The 15,146-nt window shown below is 66.5% G+C and carries 16 protein-coding genes and 1 tRNA gene; 14 read left to right on the forward strand and 3 right to left on the reverse strand.

Annotated features, from left to right (window positions below):
* Position 1 precedes the first annotated feature (1 nt).
* From ACZ1H8_RS08230 to ACZ1H8_RS08290, 13 genes are all read left to right on the forward strand, one after another.
* On the forward strand, positions 2-403 hold the full coding sequence (locus tag ACZ1H8_RS08230) for a CopG family transcriptional regulator (protein WP_465180838.1): 402 nt from the start codon (positions 2-4) through the stop codon (positions 401-403).
* Entirely contained in the window at positions 400-1,392 is a 993-nt protein-coding gene (gene trbB / locus ACZ1H8_RS08235) for a P-type conjugative transfer ATPase TrbB (RefSeq protein WP_465180839.1), read from the forward strand. The genes ACZ1H8_RS08230 and trbB overlap by 4 nt, the downstream gene beginning before the upstream one ends.
* Before the next feature lie 5 nt (positions 1,393-1,397).
* Positions 1,398-1,715, forward strand: a complete 318-nt coding sequence (locus tag ACZ1H8_RS08240) for a TrbC/VirB2 family type IV secretion system protein (protein WP_465181366.1) — start codon at positions 1,398-1,400, stop codon at positions 1,713-1,715.
* On the forward strand, positions 1,712-1,996 hold the full coding sequence (locus tag ACZ1H8_RS08245) for a VirB3 family type IV secretion system protein (protein WP_465180840.1): 285 nt from the start codon (positions 1,712-1,714) through the stop codon (positions 1,994-1,996). Before ACZ1H8_RS08240 ends, ACZ1H8_RS08245 begins: the two co-directional genes overlap by 4 nt.
* Positions 1,990-4,428 (forward strand): conjugal transfer protein TrbE, encoded by a 2,439-nt coding sequence (trbE, locus tag ACZ1H8_RS08250; RefSeq protein ID WP_465180841.1) that lies wholly within the window; start codon positions 1,990-1,992, stop codon positions 4,426-4,428. Before ACZ1H8_RS08245 ends, trbE begins: the two co-directional genes overlap by 7 nt.
* Before the next feature lie 5 nt (positions 4,429-4,433).
* Complete coding sequence (gene trbJ / locus ACZ1H8_RS08255; RefSeq protein ID WP_465180842.1) at positions 4,434-5,174, forward strand: P-type conjugative transfer protein TrbJ; 741 nt, start codon at positions 4,434-4,436, stop codon at positions 5,172-5,174.
* Positions 5,175-5,284: 110 nt separating this feature from the next.
* Positions 5,285-6,589 (forward strand): P-type conjugative transfer protein TrbL, encoded by a 1,305-nt coding sequence (gene trbL / locus ACZ1H8_RS08260; protein WP_465180843.1) that lies wholly within the window; start codon positions 5,285-5,287, stop codon positions 6,587-6,589.
* The gene (gene trbF, locus ACZ1H8_RS08265) at positions 6,589-7,383 is read left to right on the forward strand and encodes a conjugal transfer protein TrbF (protein ID WP_465180844.1); all 795 of its coding nucleotides are present in this window, start codon (positions 6,589-6,591) and stop codon (positions 7,381-7,383) included. The genes trbL and trbF overlap by 1 nt, the downstream gene beginning before the upstream one ends.
* A complete protein-coding gene (gene trbG / locus ACZ1H8_RS08270) occupies positions 7,380-8,330 on the forward strand; it encodes a P-type conjugative transfer protein TrbG (protein WP_110152726.1) in 951 nt (316 codons plus the stop codon). The genes trbF and trbG overlap by 4 nt, the downstream gene beginning before the upstream one ends.
* Entirely contained in the window at positions 8,327-9,550 is a 1,224-nt protein-coding gene (locus tag ACZ1H8_RS08275; RefSeq protein ID WP_465180845.1) for a TraB/TrbI/VirB10 family type IV secretion system protein, read from the forward strand. The genes trbG and ACZ1H8_RS08275 overlap by 4 nt, the downstream gene beginning before the upstream one ends.
* Before the next feature lies 1 nt (position 9,551).
* A complete protein-coding gene (locus tag ACZ1H8_RS08280) occupies positions 9,552-9,764 on the forward strand; it encodes a DUF2274 domain-containing protein (RefSeq protein ID WP_465180846.1) in 213 nt (70 codons plus the stop codon).
* Positions 9,761-9,958 carry a helix-turn-helix domain-containing protein gene (locus ACZ1H8_RS08285; protein ID WP_465180847.1) on the forward strand — a complete coding sequence of 66 codons (198 nt, stop codon included), beginning with the start codon at positions 9,761-9,763 and terminating at the stop codon, positions 9,956-9,958. The genes ACZ1H8_RS08280 and ACZ1H8_RS08285 overlap by 4 nt, the downstream gene beginning before the upstream one ends.
* Before the next feature lie 451 nt (positions 9,959-10,409).
* Positions 10,410-11,846 (forward strand): serine hydrolase domain-containing protein, encoded by a 1,437-nt coding sequence (locus tag ACZ1H8_RS08290; RefSeq protein ID WP_465180848.1) that lies wholly within the window; start codon positions 10,410-10,412, stop codon positions 11,844-11,846.
* 60 nt (positions 11,847-11,906) lie between these two features.
* Here the strand turns inward: ACZ1H8_RS08290 and ACZ1H8_RS08295 are convergent, their stop codons facing one another.
* From ACZ1H8_RS08295 to ACZ1H8_RS08305, 3 genes are all read right to left on the reverse strand, one after another.
* A complete protein-coding gene (locus ACZ1H8_RS08295) occupies positions 11,907-12,263 on the reverse strand; it encodes a hypothetical protein (RefSeq protein ID WP_465180849.1) in 357 nt (118 codons plus the stop codon).
* Positions 12,264-12,341: 78 nt separating this feature from the next.
* Positions 12,342-13,607: a tyrosine-type recombinase/integrase gene (locus ACZ1H8_RS08300; protein WP_465180850.1), complete on the reverse strand. Its 1,266-nt coding sequence runs from the start codon at positions 13,605-13,607 to the stop codon at positions 12,342-12,344.
* Between the two features lie 164 nt (positions 13,608-13,771).
* Positions 13,772-13,858: transfer RNA gene (locus ACZ1H8_RS08305), tRNA-Leu, on the reverse strand.
* 292 nt (positions 13,859-14,150) lie between these two features.
* Here ACZ1H8_RS08305 and ACZ1H8_RS08310 point away from each other — a divergent pair.
* Entirely contained in the window at positions 14,151-15,086 is a 936-nt protein-coding gene (locus ACZ1H8_RS08310) for a complex I NDUFA9 subunit family protein (RefSeq protein WP_465180851.1), read from the forward strand.
* Positions 15,087-15,146 lie beyond the last annotated feature (60 nt).

The raw sequence follows: 15,146 nt of genomic DNA on the forward strand, positions 1-15,146 counted from the left end.
GATGGCCGACCGCGTCCGCCACCAGCTGTTCCTGCCGAAAGCGACCAGCGACCGGCTGGAGGCGCTGGCCGCCGCGCCCGGCGCCACCAAGTCCGCGATCCTCGCCGACGCGGTCACCGCCTGGCTGAACCGTCGCGGCGCGTCCGAGCTCGAGGAGCGCTTCGCGCTGCGACTCGACCGCATGTCCAATGCGCTTGGCCGCATCGAGCGCGACGAACATGTCGTGCTGGAGACGCTCGCACTCTTCATCCGCTTCGAGCTCGCGATCCAGGCGCCGCTCGCCGAGAACGACCTGGCTGGCCGTGCGCTCGCCCGCGAGCGTTTCGAGGCATTCGTCACCCAGGTCGGCCGCGCCGTCGCGACGGGTCGGCGTACGCTTCTGCGCGGGGAGGAGGGACGATGAGCGAGACACTCTCGTCCCATCGCCGGCGGGCGATGCTCCAGACCGCGATGGGCCCGGACATCGCCTCGGCCCTTGCCGACAGCCAGGTGGTCGAGGTCATGGTAAACCCCGACGGCTCGCTGCGCCTCGACCGGCTCGGTGAAGGCAGGATCGACACCGGTATCGTCCTCGAGCCCGCGCAGGTCGAGCGCATCGTGCGGCTGGTTGCCAGCCATGCGCGCGCCGAAGCGCATGCCGGGCAACCGATCCTCTCGGCCGAATTGCCGGCGCATCCCGACGGGCGTGCCGGCGAACGGTTCGAAGGCGTGCTGCCGCCGGTCTCGACCGCTCCCTGCTTCTCGATCCGCAAACCCGCGCAGCGTCTCTACACGCTCGACGATTATGCCGCGGACGGGATCATGTCGGTTACAATGGCCGGCATGTTGCGCACAGCGGTGGCGCAGCGCTTCAATATCCTGATCGCCGGCGGAACCAGCTCGGGCAAGACCACGCTCGCGAACGCCCTGCTCGCCGAGATGCGCTGGGCCGACGCCCGCGTCCTCCTGATCGAGGATACGCGCGAGCTGCAGAGCCCGGCGCCCGACACGGTGGCGCTGCGCACCCGTCCGGGCCTCGTCTCGATGAGCGACCTGGTGCGCTCAACCCTGCGCCTCAGGCCAGACCGGATCATCGTCGGCGAGGTGAGAGGTCCCGAGGCGCTCGACATGCTCAAGGCCTGGAACACCGGGCACCCCGGCGGAATCGCGACCGTGCACGCCAATTCGGCCGAGGCCGCGCTCTATAGGATCGAGCAGCTGGTGCAGGAGGCGGTGGTCACCGTGCCCAGACGCCTCATTGCCGAGGCGATCGACCTCATCGTCTTCATCGCCGGCCGCGGCGCCCAGCGCTCGGTCGACGCGATCGCGCGTGTCGTCGGCGTCGATCCCGACACCGGCGCCTACGCGCTCGCTCCCTTCCATCTGCCCCCCAAACAAGGAGACCGATCATGAAGACGATGACCTTGCGCGCGAAGCTGCCCTTGCTGGCCGGTGCCGCTGTCGCCCTGCTGGCCGCAGCCCAGGCATATGCGTCAGGGACCGGCATGCCCTGGGAGGAACCGCTCCAGCAGGTGCTCGAGTCGGTGCAGGGCCCGGTCGCCAAGATCGTCGCGGTGATCATCATCATCGTCACCGGGCTGACCCTGGCCTTTGGCGAGACCGCCGGCGGCTTCCGCCGGCTGATCCAGATCGTCTTCGGCCTGTCGATCGCCTTTGCCGCCTCGAGCTTCTTCCTGTCCTTTTTCTCGTTCGGCGGCGGGGCGCTGCTGGCATGATCGGGCCGGATGCATTTGGCGGCCAGCATCTCGACGGGTTCGAGGCGCCGCTGCACCGGTCGCTCGCCGAGCCGATCCTGCTCGGCGGCGCCCCGCGTGCGATTGCGATCATCAACGGCACCGTCGCTGCATCGCTTGGCCTGGGACTCCAGCAGTGGATCGCCGGCGCGGCGGTATGGGCAGTCGGCCACACGGTCGCGGTGTTCGCGGCCAAGCGCGATCCCGATTTCGCAGCGGTGCTCACGCGCCATCTGCGGCAGCGGGGATATCTCGCATGCTGAACCTGCGCGAATATCGCAGCCACGCCGACCGGCTGGCAGATCACCTGCCCTGGGCGGCGCTGGTCGCACCCGGCGTCGTGCTCAACAAGGACGGCAGCTTCCAGCGCACGCTGCGCTTGCGCGGTCCCGACCTGGAATCGGCGACCGAGGCCGAGCTGGTCTCGGCATGCGCACGCGCGAACAATGTGCTCAAGCGCTTCGGCTCGGGCTGGGCGCTGCACATCGAGGCCGAGCGCCGCGAGGCGCCCGGCTATCCGGCAAGCAGCTTCCCCGACGCGGCGTCCTGGCTCGTCGACGAGGAACGGCGCGCTGCCTTCGAAGCAGCCGGAAGCCATTTCGAGAGCCGCTATCATCTCACCTTGACGTTCCTGCCGCCGCCGGACCAGGCGGACAGCGCGGGGCGAGCGCTCGTCGAGCGCGCCGACGCCCGGAAGGGCCGCGACTGGCGCCAGGCGTTGGCCTGGTTTGTCGCCGAGACCGATCGCGCACTCGACCTCTTCTCGGGCTTTATGCCGGAAGTCGCAGCCCTCGACGACGCGCAGACGCTCACCCTTCTCCACGGTACGATTTCGACCCGACGCCACGGCGTGGGCGTCCCCGAGACGCCGATGTATCTCGACGGTTTGCTCGCCGACACGCCGCTGACGGGCGGGCTCGAGCCGATGCTCGGGAAGCTGCATCTGCGCACGCTGACGATCCTCGGCTTTCCCGGCCTCAGCCGGCCCGGGATCCTCGACGCGCTCAACCACCAAGACTTCGGCTATCGCTGGGTCACGCGGTTCATCGCCCTCGACAAGACCGATGCGACCAGGGCGCTGACAAAGCTGCGCCGCTTATGGTTCAACAAGCGCAAGTCGGTCACCGCGCTCCTGCGCGAGGTCATCTACAACCAGCCGGTCCAGCTGCTCGACAGCGACGCCGACAACAAGATGGCCGATGCCGACCTGGCACTTCAAGCGCTCGGCGGCGACCATGTCGCGTTCGGATACTTCACGACGACCATCACCGTCGCCGACGAGGATCGCGCCCGTGTCGAGGACAAGGTCCGCGCGGTCGAGCGGGTCGTGGGCGGGCTCGGCTTCACCTGCATCCGCGAAGGAATGAATGCGGTGGAGGCCTGGCTTTCGAGCCTGCCCGGACAGGTCTATGCCAATGTCCGGCAGCCGCTGGTCCATACGCTCAACCTTGCCCATCTGATGCCGCTGTCGAGCGTCTGGGCGGGGCCCGCGCAGAACCGCCACCTGGCCGGGCCGCCGCTGCTCCATGCCGAGACCAGCGGATCCACCCCGTTCCGGCTCTCGACGCATGTCGGCGATGTCGGGCACGTGATGATCGTCGGGCCGACCGGCGCCGGCAAGTCGGTCCTGCTCGCCCTGATCGCGCTCCAGTTCCGTCGCTATCCGGGCAGCCAGATCTACGTCTTCGACATGGGCCGCTCGGCGCGCGCGGCGGTGCTGGCCATGGGCGGCGTGCATCACGGCCTCGGGCTCGGCGGCGAGGCCGGCGAGACGATCGCGTTCCAGCCGCTCGCTCGCATCGACGATGCCGGCGAGCGCGCCTGGGCAGCCGAGTGGATCGCGGCGCTGCTTGCACATGAGAAAGTCGCGGTCACGCCGGAGATCAAGGAGGCCGTCTGGTCGGCGCTGACGAGCCTGGCGAGCGCGCCCATTGAGGAGCGAACGCTCACCGGCCTCTCGCTGCTGCTCCAGTCGACCGCGCTCCGCTCGGCGCTGGCGCCCTACACGCTGGAAGGTCCCTTCGGCCCGCTTCTCGATGCGGCCGAGGACGATCTGCGGATGGCCGATATCCAGTGTTTCGAGACCGAGGCGCTGATGGGCGCGGGCAGTGCGGTGTCGCCCGTCCTCACCTATCTTTTTCACCGGCTCGAGGCGCGGTTCACCGGGCGCCCGACGCTCCTCATCCTCGACGAGGCCTGGAAGTTCCTCGACCATCCGCTCTTCGCCGCGCGTATCCGCGAGTGGTTGAAGACGCTGCGCAAGAAGAATGTCGCGGTGATCTTCGCGAGCCAGAGCCTCGCTGACATCGCCGAGAGCGGCATCGCGCCCGCCATCATCGAGAGCTGCCCGCAGCGCATCCTGCTTCCCAATGCCGCGGCGATCGAGCCGCAGGGGCGCGCCGCCTATCAGCGCTTCGGGCTCAACGACCGGCAGATCGAGCTCATCAGCCGCGCGACGCCCAAGCGGCACTATTACCTCCAGTCCGCCGCCGGCAATCGCCTCTTCGAGCTCGGCCTTGGCCCCGTCGCGCTCGCGCTGTGCGGCGCCTCCGATCCCGCCACGCAGGCGCGCATCGACGCGCTGCTCGCCGAGCACGGCCCGGCCGGATTCGCCGCTCGGTTCCTCGAAGATGCCGGGCTCGACTGGGCCGCGGCGCTGCTCGCCCAATTCCCCGATCCCCAAGCGAAGGAGTAGTTGTGATGCCTGTCCTCACCCGCAAATATCTGATCCCCGCCACGCTCGGCCTGGGCGCGGTCGGATCGCTGACCATGGGTTTCGCGACGCGCGCGCATGCGCAGATCGCGGTATTCGACCCCAGCAATTACAGCCAGAACTTGTTGACCGCAGCGCGCACGCTCCAGCAGGTCAACAACCAGATCCAGTCCCTCCAGAACGAGGCGCAGATGCTGCTGCGGCTGGACCGGAATCTGAAGACCATTCCCTTTCCGCAACTCCAGGCGCTGCTCGAAAAGCTGCGCGGGATCGACCGGCTGATGAAGCAGGCACAGGGTGTGGACTTCGAGATGGACCAGCTCGAGGCAAGGCTGCGGACGCTGTATCCGCGAAGCTTCGATCCCGGCTCGTCGCGCGATCAGCGGCTGCAGGCCGCCCGGGCGCGATACGATGCGAGCACCGATGCGCTGCATCGGACGATGACCGTACAGAGCGGTATCGTCCAGCAGGCGCGCGAGGATGCCGAAGCGCTGGCCGAGGTCATCTCCCGTAGCCAGGGGGCGGAGGGCGCACTCGCTGTCGGCCAGGCGACGAACCAGCTGCTCGCGATCACCGCGAAGCAGGGCATGGCGCTCCAGCAGATGATGGCCGCGCAGTTCCGGGCCGATGCGCTCGAGAAACAGCGCCAGCTGACCGAGGCGGAAGCGGCTCGCGCCGCGACGCGCAGGTTCCTGGGCATCGGCACCGCCTACACACCGCAGCGCTAGCGAGACCGGCCGCGGCGGACGAAGCCCCCAGCAGCCGCGGTCGCAGCCGCGGGGCCCTGGCCACCGCTCCCCCGCCAGGGCCCCGCGGCACCCTGAGCAAGGACAGACCCGTGAACGACCTCAACGTCATCGACCGGTTCATGGCCGACTTCGTCCGCTACATCGACAGCGGCTTCGGGCTGCTTGGACCCGATGTCGGCTTCCTGACATCGGTGCTGATCGGCATCGACATCACCCTCGCCGGACTGTTCTGGGCGATGGGCGGCGAAGACGATGTGATCGGCCGCTTCCTCAAGAAGATCCTCTATATCGGCGTCTTCGCGCTGATCCTGAATCGCTTCCAGACGCTCGCCGATATCATCTTTCGCTCCTTCGCCCAGGCAGGGCTGACCGCCGGCGGGGGAACGCTTTCTGCCGACGACCTGCTGCGCCCCGGCCGACTCGCGGGCACCGGCTTCCAGGCCGCCTGGCCGCTGCTCGACCAGGCATCGGACATGATCGGTTTCATGTCGTTCTTCGACAATTTCCTGACGATCATGGTGCTCCTGATCGCGTGGCTGATCGTGATCGTCGCCTTCTTCATTCTCGCGGTGCAGATGTTCGTCTGCATCCTCGAGTTCAAGCTGACGACGCTCGCCGGCTTCATCCTCGTGCCGTTCGCACTGTGGAATCGCACCAGCTTCCTCGCCGAGCGCGTGCTCGGCAACGTCATCTCGTCCGGCATCAAGGTGATGGTGCTGGCCGTCATCGTCGGCATCGGGGCCGGATTCTTCACCGAGTTCGTCGCTGCCCTACAGGGTCAGGAGCCCGACATCGGCCAGGCGATGAGTCTGGTTCTCGCCAGCCTCGCGCTGCTTGGCCTGGGCATCTTCGGGCCAGGCATCGCCTCAGGCCTCGTGTCCGGTGGGCCGCAACTCGGCGCCGGATCGGCAGTCGCGACGACGGCGCTCGCAGCCGGCGGCATGGCGGTCGCCGGGGGTGCCGGCGCGGCGGCGGCGAAAGGCGCGGGTGGGGCCGGGCTCAGCGCGATCCGCGCGGGCACGGCGATGGGGTCGGCTGCGTCGACCGCGTACCAACTCGGCCAGGAAACCTCCGGTTCGACGTCGATGGCCGCCGGGATGAGCGGCATCGCGACCGCCGCCCGAGGGGCCCTCGCCCAGCGCCTGAGCGGCGGCCTCGGGCTTCAAGCGGCAGCCGCCCAAGGCCGGCAGGCCGCCTGGAATGCCGGCACGACGGGCGGACAGCCAGGGTCGGGCAACCCCGCGGCTCCGGCGCATGACGCCGTGCCGGGTTGGGCGCGGGACCTCCAGAACACCCAATCCCGCCGCCACCATCGTCAAGCTGCGATCCACGCCCTTCAGGGATCGGATCGCGGCGGCGGCGGGGCAACCCCCGACATCAAGGAGAAGGACTGATGCGCTTCAAACGTGCCGTCCAGCGCTACGGGCGTACGGACGAACCCGAGACACCGTACCGGCGAGCCGGCCAGCTTTGGGACGAGCGGATCGGTACCGCCCGGGCGCAGGCGAGCAACTGGCGGGTGATGGCGTTCGGCGGGCTGGCGCTCACCACTGGCCTGTCGGCCGCGCTCGTCTGGCAGTCGATGCAGAGCCACGTCGTGCCCTATGTGGTCGCGGTCGACAGCCTCGGCGAAGCGCAGGCGATCGCGCCCGCCACAAGCGACTATCGCCCGACCGATCCCCAGATCGCATGGTTTCTTGCGCGGTTCATCACTGACATCCGGGGGCGCTCGCTCGACGCCGTGCTGATGCGGGAGAACTGGCTGCAGGCCTATGATTTCGCCACGAAGCGCGGTGCGATCTTCCTGGGCGACTATGCTCGCTCGGCCGATCCGTTCGCGAGTGTGGGCGACAAGACCGTCTCGGTCCAGGTGACCAGCGTCGTGCGTGCGTCCGCAGCGAGCTTCCAGGTGAAATGGTCCGAGCGCGCCTATGAGCGGGGAAGCATCGCCGGCACGTCGCGCTGGACCGCGATTATCACCGTCATGGTGAAGCCGCCGCGCGATGCCGAGACGCTGCGACGCAACCCACTCGGCCTCTATGTCGACGCGATCGACTGGAGCCGGGAGCTAGAGACCCCGGTCGACCACCCGGCCGCGCCGCCGCCCAACCCCGGCATACCGAGCGGATCTCCGCTCGACCCCAGCCTGGCCGAGCTCATTCACGAGAAGACGGAGACACGCTCATGAATCACATCCTCCTCGCGGCAAGTGCGCTGATCGCAGTGCCAGCATTCGCCCAGACCTCGCCACCCCAGACGCCGCCCATGACTGCGGCAAACCCAACTCCGCCGGCACCGCCAGCGCCGGTCGCTGCGCCTTCCCCGCCGGTGGCAAAACAACCAGCGCCTCGACACCGCAAGCCGTCACCGGCCGAGCTTCGGGTTCGCACGGCGAACGCCAAGGCGACCCGGGAGCCTGCGACCCCGGCCTTCGTCAACGCCGTGCAGGTCTACCCTTATGGCGAGGGCGTCCTGTACCGCCTGTTCGCTGCGCCCGAACGGGTCAGCGACATCGCCCTGCAGCCCGGCGAGGCGATCGTCTCGGTGGCGGCGGGCGACACGGCGCGCTGGACCGTCGGCGACACGACGAGCGGCGCGGGGGAAAGCAAGCGCGTCCACATCCTCGTCAAGCCATTCGCCGCCGGGCTATCGACCAACCTCGTCATCACGACCGACCGGCGCGCCTATCATCTGCAGCTCGACAGCACGCCCGCCACCGCGATGGCCGCCTTGTCCTGGACCTATCCGCAGGACGAGATGATCGCGATCCGCCGCCAGCAGGCGTCGGAGGAAGCGGCAAGGCCGGTCGCTTCGGGCCTCGCAGTCGAGCGGCTCGACTTCGGCTATGTGGTGACCGGCGACAAGCCGGCCTGGCGGCCGCTGCGCGCGTTCGACGACGGACGACAGACATTCGTCGAGTTCCCGGCGACCGTCGGAGTCGGCGAGGCGCCGCCTTTGTTCGTCATCGGCGACCGCGGCGATGCCCAGCTCGTCAACTACCGCATGATCGGCCGCTTCTATGTGATTGACCGGCTGTTCGATGCCGCCGAGCTCCGACTCGGCGGGAAGAAGCAAGTCGTCGTCCGCATCAGCCGCGCCGAAACCGGCCGGAACCGGCGGTGGAGGGTATCATGAGCGAGGCCGCGCCCTCCGCCGCGACCGCGCCCAAGCTCGATCCGGAGACGCTGGTGCTGCGCGGTCGCCCGAGCCGGATCATCCGCTTTCGCCGCGGCGCGATCATCGCGATCGCCGCGCTGGGATCGACCGCCATCATGGGGGTCACATGGATCGCGCTCAAGCCCGCGACCTTCCGGATCGTCGCTGGCGCGGATGACCAGAAGGATATCGCCACCCGAACAACCGATGACGCACTCGCCGGCGCGCCGAAAAGCTATGGCGACGTACCCAAGCTCGGGCCCCCGCTTCCGGGCGACCTCGGGCGTCCGATCTTGCGCCGGCAGGAAGCACTTGGCGCATTGCCGTCTGCGGGCTCTCCGGACCAGGCCGCGCAGGCGGCCGAAGCCGAGCGCCAGCGGCTTTTGGCGGAGCGCAAGGCGGCCCGGGAATCGGGTATCATGATGCAGCTTGGCGATGCTCAGGGCGCAGCTGTCGCGGCTCTGCACGCCTCTGCCCCGGACGCTCCTCCAGCGCGAGACACGTCCTCGGGGGCGATCGCCGTGGATCCGGTACGGGATCCCGGCGGCCAGCGGCGCAGAACAGACTTCCTTGCCGGCATAGACAAGACCGGCGACATCAACCCACATGCGATGGTGCCACTGGCATCGCCCTACACACTGAGTGCGGGCAGCATCATCGCCGCAAGCCTGCTCACAGGGATCAACTCCGATCTGCCTGGGCTCGTCACCGCGCAGGTAACCGAAAATGCCTATGACAGCGTCACCGGGCGCATCCTGCTGATCCCGCAAGGTTCCCGGCTGATCGGAAGCTACGACAGTGTGGTGGCCTATGGGCAAAGCCGGGCCCTTGTCGTCTGGCAGCGCATCGTCCTGCCGGACGGCAGCTCGATCCGGATCGACAATGTGCCCGCGACTGACTTGGCCGGCTATGCTGGGCTTGCCGACAAGGTCGATACCCACAGCTGGCAGCTGCTCAAGGGCGTGGCGCTCTCGACGCTGCTGGGCATCGGCACTGAGCTGAGCCTGGGCGACAGCGAAAGCGACCTCGTGCGCGCGATCCGCGAATCCGCTCAGCAGGGCGCGTCGCGCGCTGGCGACCAGATTGTCACCAAGAACCTCAACGTCCAGCCGACCATCAAGGTGCGGCCCGGCTGGCCACTCCGCGTCGTGGTGCACAAGGACATCGTCCTCGCGCCATGGCCCGGCCAGGAGCAATAAGATGCCCGAACTCAAGCTTGCGCAACTTCCCGACCGCACGCCGGTCAAGCTCGGCATCTCGGTGATGCCGGACCTGCACCAGGCGCTCGTCGCCTACGCCGCACTCTACGCCCAGGCCTATGGGCGCGAGGAGCCGGTGGTCGATCTCATACCGGCGATGCTGGCGGCCTTCCTCGAAAGCGATCGCGCCTTCGCCAAGGGGAGGTCGAAATGAGCCTCGGCATGGCACCGGAGGATGTGAACCTCGAGCCAATCAGCGTGCGGATTTCCACTGCGGTCAAGCTGACCGGCATCTGCCGCTCGACCATCTACGAGCTCATCGGCGACGGGACGATCGAGACCGTGAAGATCGGGCGATCGACCTTCATCCTCTATCCAAGCCTGAAGCGGCTGTTCGAACGCAGCTGACACGATTTGCGTTGGCCCAGCTTGAGCACGCACGCTGGGCCGACGTCTGAAACTGGGCCGTCTACGGACTGGCAAGTTTCAGGTAGCCGACTTGGGATAGCGGCCATTCCCAAGCGCATACCGGCTGTGACGGCTTCCGACCAGATCTAGTCGTTCAGCGCCGTCCCACTGAACGTCGGGTCGTGGCCGAAGCTGCCGATCGATATGATCGAAGCGGATGCGAGCAGCACGTACCCTCTGCTACCTTTCGAAGGCCTGAGCTTGCTCGCGCAGTTAAGTTCGAGCGTTTCGCCGCGTCACTCTATGACCCGGGCGATGCGAACGAAAAGACCGTTCTTATCACTGACGGAGATCATAGGTGCCCAATGGCTTCGCGTGCGGAACTCCTTCTTCAGTTATTACGGTGGCATGTTAAACAGGTTTGACCTCCTCGTAATAATAAGGATTGAGAGTGTCCAAGAGCATGGGTGGCTGGAATCGACGGTCGGTGATGGCCGTAGGTGCCGGGGTATTGGCGGCACCACGCTTCGCAATGGCATCGCAAGGAAGCGGATTACCACCCAAGGTGCTAGACCGCGTTCGTGAGATGATGCGCGACAGGCGGATACCCGCTGCGGGGATTGCTGTCGTGCATAATGGCGTCACGATTGTGGCCACAGGTCTGGGCACGGCCTCCCTGCCATTCGAGGTTGCCGCGAACGAGAAGACGCTCTTCCATCTTGGATCAGTGGGCAAGCAGGTGACGGCTGCTCTGGTCTGCGAGTTGGCCGAAGCCGGGACGATCGATCTGAATGGTCCGATCGGGCGCTATACGCGAGACGTTCCGGATGCTTTTGCTGCGATTCCCATCAGCGCATTATTGAACCACACCGGGGGGGTGCCGGACTATGAAGGGTTGCCCGGGTTCGACGCCGATCGCCCGATCACGCGCGAGGCTTTTCTGACCGGCGTAGCTGCAGTTCCGCTCGACTTCCAACCGGGCCGTGCCTGGGCCTATTCCAACACAGGCTATGTGCTGCTCGGCTATCTGATCGCCGATGTCACCGGGAAATCCTATCGCGACCTCGTGACCGAGCGGCTGCTCAGGCGTGTCGGCCTGCCCGATGCCCGGGTGGACGACGCGAGTGCCGTGATCGCCGGACGCGCGGAGCCTTACGTACTGGAAGACAATGTCACGCGGCACGCCGTTGGTATGAGTTCCGACTATTCGCAATCGGCTGACGGCGGGGTATTGATGTCGGCGCGCGACGCGGCGCGATGGGAACACGCACTTCAGGCCGGCCCGGTCCCGTCGCCAGCGACGGTTGCGAGACTGCTGCGTCCGGTTCTTATGTCCTCAGGTCGCAGCGCAGCCTATGGCGCGGGCTGGTTCACCGATGAAATCAATGGCCGGGCGGTTCAGTATCATTCCGGCAGTGTCACGGGCTTTCTGACCTTCGCCTGGCGCGCGCCGTCTACCCGCACTGCGGTCACCGTCATGGTCAACATCGAAAGCGGACTAGCTGGGCGTTTCATCGAAGAGGCCTGCCTGATGCTGGCCGAGTTCGTTGCTCCGGGGTCCACCCCTTTAGGGCTGGTTCCGGTCCAGGACGACGCGCCGCAGGTCACGGCGCAGGCGCTTGCCCTGTTGACGCGTGGCAACCGGCCACTGGACCCAGGTCTGTTCACACCCGAAATCTCCGCGTTGATGAAAGGCCGAGCTGCTGGCGTCGTCGTGCCGTTCAAGCTTGGAGCGGACACGACGGGTATCGATTTTCGCCTTGTCGGGCATCATGCCGAACCTGGCGGCCACGTCCGGCGCTACAGAATAACCCGCAATGGCCGAGCACGTCATGTAAGCTTCGCCTACGCACCTGACGGCCGAATCTACCGCTTTCGCAACATCTAATTGGTACGGCTCTATCTGCCATAAATGGCACCGCGGCCGAAAGAGCAGATTCCCAAAAGCTCATTTGCGGGAAAGCCGCAGGCTGACGACAAACGGTGTTTCGCGATGCCCGCCCATGCGCTGGGCCGGATGACTGGTTTCTTTGAAAGCAGGCGCTTCCGGGTTCCTCCCGAAATGACGGGTTTGCCACAGGATGCGCCGATCGGGCTTCCGGCCGCAGTCGCCAATTTCACACCGAAAGCTGCCCGACCGCAATCGGCCCAGGTTCTGACGTTCCGAGATGCCGGTCGAGCGAACGTTGAACATCGGCTTCTGACAAGAGCTGTCGTTCGATATGCCGCAACTGAACGGCAGCAAAGTCCCAGTCTTAGCCATTTGCGTACGACGTGAACGGACGGCAGCTTTCAGGATCGACACGCTCCGTGAGGGATGACCGGGATTAGGGCGCGAAGCTGCCGCCGGCCTGTCTAGGCCAGCGGCTAGGTCTGAGTTTGCTCACTTAGCCGACCGTCTTGATCGCCCGCCGAAGTCGACCGTGACCACCTTGCTGTCGTGGGCTGACTTGTCGGCATCGCCCCCGCCGCGGAGCTGGTCGAGATAGTCGGACCAATGCTGCATCATGCGCACGCGCTCCTCCCAATATTGCCCGCGCGCATAGGCACGACGCACCCCGTTATTCTCCATGTGCGCGAGTTGCCGCTCGATGGCGTCGGGATTCCAGAGCCCCATCTCGTTGAGCAGCGTTGCCGCCATCGCGCGAAAACCGTGCGCGGTCATCTCGCTGCCGCTATAACCCATCCGGCGGAGCGCGAACGTCACGGTGTTTTCCGACATGGGGCGCTTCCAGGTATGGGAGGCCGGGAAGACATAGGAGCTGTGGCCGGTCAGGGGTCGTATCTCATCGAGCAGGTCGAGCACTTGCCGCGACAGCGGCACCTGATGTGGCCAGCGCATCTTCATCTTCTCCGCCGGAATCGACCACACAGCGCGCTCCAGGTCGAACTCGCTCCATTCGGCGCGCCGAAGCTCCCCGGGGCGCACGAAGACGTGCGGCGTCATCCGCAGCGCGAGCTTGGTGATCGCGTATCCGGGACAATCGTCGATGTCCCGAAGCAGCTTGCCCACTTCCTTCGGCCGCGTGATCGCGGCAAAGTGCTTGGTCTTGGGAACTATAATTGCGCCGCGCAGATCACGGGCGACGTCGACCTTGGCTCGCCCTGTGGCGATGCCATAGCGGAAGACGCGGCTGATCACGCTGCGCATCCGCCGCGCGCTTTCATAGCGGCCGGTCGCCTCGATCTTGCGCAGGACGGCAAGCACTTCCTGCACCTCGATCTCGTGGAGCGGCAGATCGCCGAGAAATGGATAGACCTTCTCCAGCAGCCATCGGACTTTGCTGAGCGTCACCTCGGCCCGCTCCTCGCGGGTGATCTTGACGAACCATTCCTCGGCGACACCCTTGAAGGTGACGTTCTCATCGAGCTGCGCACGCAGCTTCCGGCGCTTCTTCTCGACCATCGGATCGACACCATCGGCGACCATCTTGCGCGCTGAATCGCGTTTGTCGCGTGCCTGGGCGAGGCTGACTTCCGGCCAGACGCCGAGCGCGAGAGTTTTCTGCTTGTCGAGAAATCGATAGCGAAGGCGCCAGTATTTAGCGCCGTTGGGCATCACCAGAAGGAACAAGGATCGCTCGTCGCTAAGCTTGTAGGGCGCTGCCCGGGGCTGCGCATTCCTGATCGCGAGTGCGGTAAGAGCCATGGTGGTATCTCCGTCCGAAAACGGGCGAATCCACGGCCGATTTGTACCACCAAAGTTGGTGGTTTGTCGGCGGACGCGCCCAAATCTCGTCGGAAAGATATTTGGAAGAAGGCTTTTAACCCAGCCACTTACGCGACGCTGATGGACGTCAATGGACTGGAAAATGGTGCCCAGAAGAGGACTCGAACCTCCACGGCCTTGCGACCGCCAGCACCTGAAGCTGGTGCGTCTACCAATTCCGCCATCTGGGCACGGGGTAGGCGGCGGCCTCTACGGGGGGTGCCGGGGGTTGTCAACCGGCCAATCGCCGGCCGGCACGATTAATTCGGGATCGGCGTGATTTTTCTCGGGTGAGGCGGATTTCGGCCCCGGTCAGGTGGTTGCGGCTCGAACTTGCTTCGCTCCCGCGTGCAGCAGCGCCTGTTCCGAGGCAACGTCCGCACTTCGATGCTCCGGCCCACGCGGGAAACTGTCGCACCAGCCTTGCCGTTTGTGTCCCCGAGAGGCATGGGACCTCCTGTAGTTTCGCATCTGAGGCAAGGCATGAAGGACAAGCTGGTAACCCTGATCGGCGGCGGCGGTTTCGTGGGCCGCTATGTCGCGCAGGAACTGCTGAAGGCAGGCGCACGCGTGCGCATCGCACAGCGGCGGCCGCGCGACGCCTGGTTCGTCCGGCCGCTGGGCGGACTGGGCCAGACGCAGTTCGTTGCGGCCGATGTCAGCCGGCCCGCGACGATCGCCAATGCGCTGGTCGGCGCCGATGCGGTGGTCAACCTGACCGGCACCTTTGCCCGCAATGCCTATTGGCAGGTGCATGAGGCAGGGGCGCGGACGATCGCCAAGGCCGCCAGCGCCGCTGGTGTCGGTGCGATGGTCCATTTCTCGGCGATCGGCGCCGACCCGCAATCGCCGGCCGAATACGGTCAGTCCAAGGCGGCTGGCGAGGCCGCCGTCCGCGAGGCGTTTCAGAACGCGACGATTTTGCGTCCCTCGACGCTGTTCGGGCGCGAGGACCAGTTCGTGAACCGCTTCGCCGGCATCATCGCCGCGGCACCGTTCGGGGTCGTTCCGGTGCTGCGCGGCGACGCCAAGTTCCAGCCGGCCTATGTCGCCGATGTGGCCGAGGCGGTTGCGGTCGCGCTTGCCGATCCCGACAAGCATGGCGGCAAGACCTATGAACTGGGCGGCCCCGACGTGCTGACCATGACCGAGCTCAACCGTTGGATCGGTCGCGAGATCGGCCGCGATCCGGTGCTGGTCGAGGTGCCGGACGCGATCGGATCGATCCTCGCCTCGCTGCCCGGCACGCCGATCACCTCGGATCAGTGGAAGATGCTGGGCCGCGACACGGTGGTGTCGGCCGGCGCGCAGGGATTCGAGGCGCTGGGCATCGAACCGCAGCTGCTGGCCGCGGTCGCACCGACCTGGCTGGTTCGCTTCCGCCGCAACGGCCGCTTCGGTCGCCGCGCGACTGCCTGATCGCGTTCCTTCCGATGTCGTCCGGGCGATCCTGAGGGTCGTCCGGCACAAAAGGGCATG

The organism is Sphingomonas sp. BL-S-25, assembly GCF_055521555.1.

Excerpts from the sequence above, each read along its gene's own strand:
- ACZ1H8_RS08240 (WP_465181366.1), top strand. The coding sequence starts at position 1,398 with ATGACCTTGCGCGCGAAGCTGCCCTTGCTGGCCGGTGCCGCTGTCGCC.
- trbB (WP_465180839.1), top strand. The coding sequence starts at position 400 with ATGAGCGAGACACTCTCGTCCCATCGCCGGCGGGCGATGCTCCAGACC.
- trbF (WP_465180844.1), top strand. The coding sequence starts at position 6,589 with ATGCGCTTCAAACGTGCCGTCCAGCGCTACGGGCGTACGGACGAACCC.
- trbJ (WP_465180842.1), top strand. The coding sequence starts at position 4,434 with ATGCCTGTCCTCACCCGCAAATATCTGATCCCCGCCACGCTCGGCCTG.
- ACZ1H8_RS08230 (WP_465180838.1), top strand. The coding sequence starts at position 2 with ATGGCCGACCGCGTCCGCCACCAGCTGTTCCTGCCGAAAGCGACCAGC.
- trbG (WP_110152726.1), top strand. The coding sequence starts at position 7,380 with ATGAATCACATCCTCCTCGCGGCAAGTGCGCTGATCGCAGTGCCAGCA.
- ACZ1H8_RS08280 (WP_465180846.1), top strand. The coding sequence starts at position 9,552 with ATGCCCGAACTCAAGCTTGCGCAACTTCCCGACCGCACGCCGGTCAAG.
- ACZ1H8_RS08275 (WP_465180845.1), top strand. The coding sequence starts at position 8,327 with ATGAGCGAGGCCGCGCCCTCCGCCGCGACCGCGCCCAAGCTCGATCCG.
- ACZ1H8_RS08245 (WP_465180840.1), top strand. The coding sequence starts at position 1,712 with ATGATCGGGCCGGATGCATTTGGCGGCCAGCATCTCGACGGGTTCGAG.
- ACZ1H8_RS08285 (WP_465180847.1), top strand. The coding sequence starts at position 9,761 with ATGAGCCTCGGCATGGCACCGGAGGATGTGAACCTCGAGCCAATCAGC.
- trbE (WP_465180841.1), top strand. The coding sequence starts at position 1,990 with ATGCTGAACCTGCGCGAATATCGCAGCCACGCCGACCGGCTGGCAGAT.
- ACZ1H8_RS08310 (WP_465180851.1), top strand. The coding sequence starts at position 14,151 with ATGAAGGACAAGCTGGTAACCCTGATCGGCGGCGGCGGTTTCGTGGGC.
- ACZ1H8_RS08300 (WP_465180850.1), bottom strand. The coding sequence starts at position 13,607 with ATGGCTCTTACCGCACTCGCGATCAGGAATGCGCAGCCCCGGGCAGCG.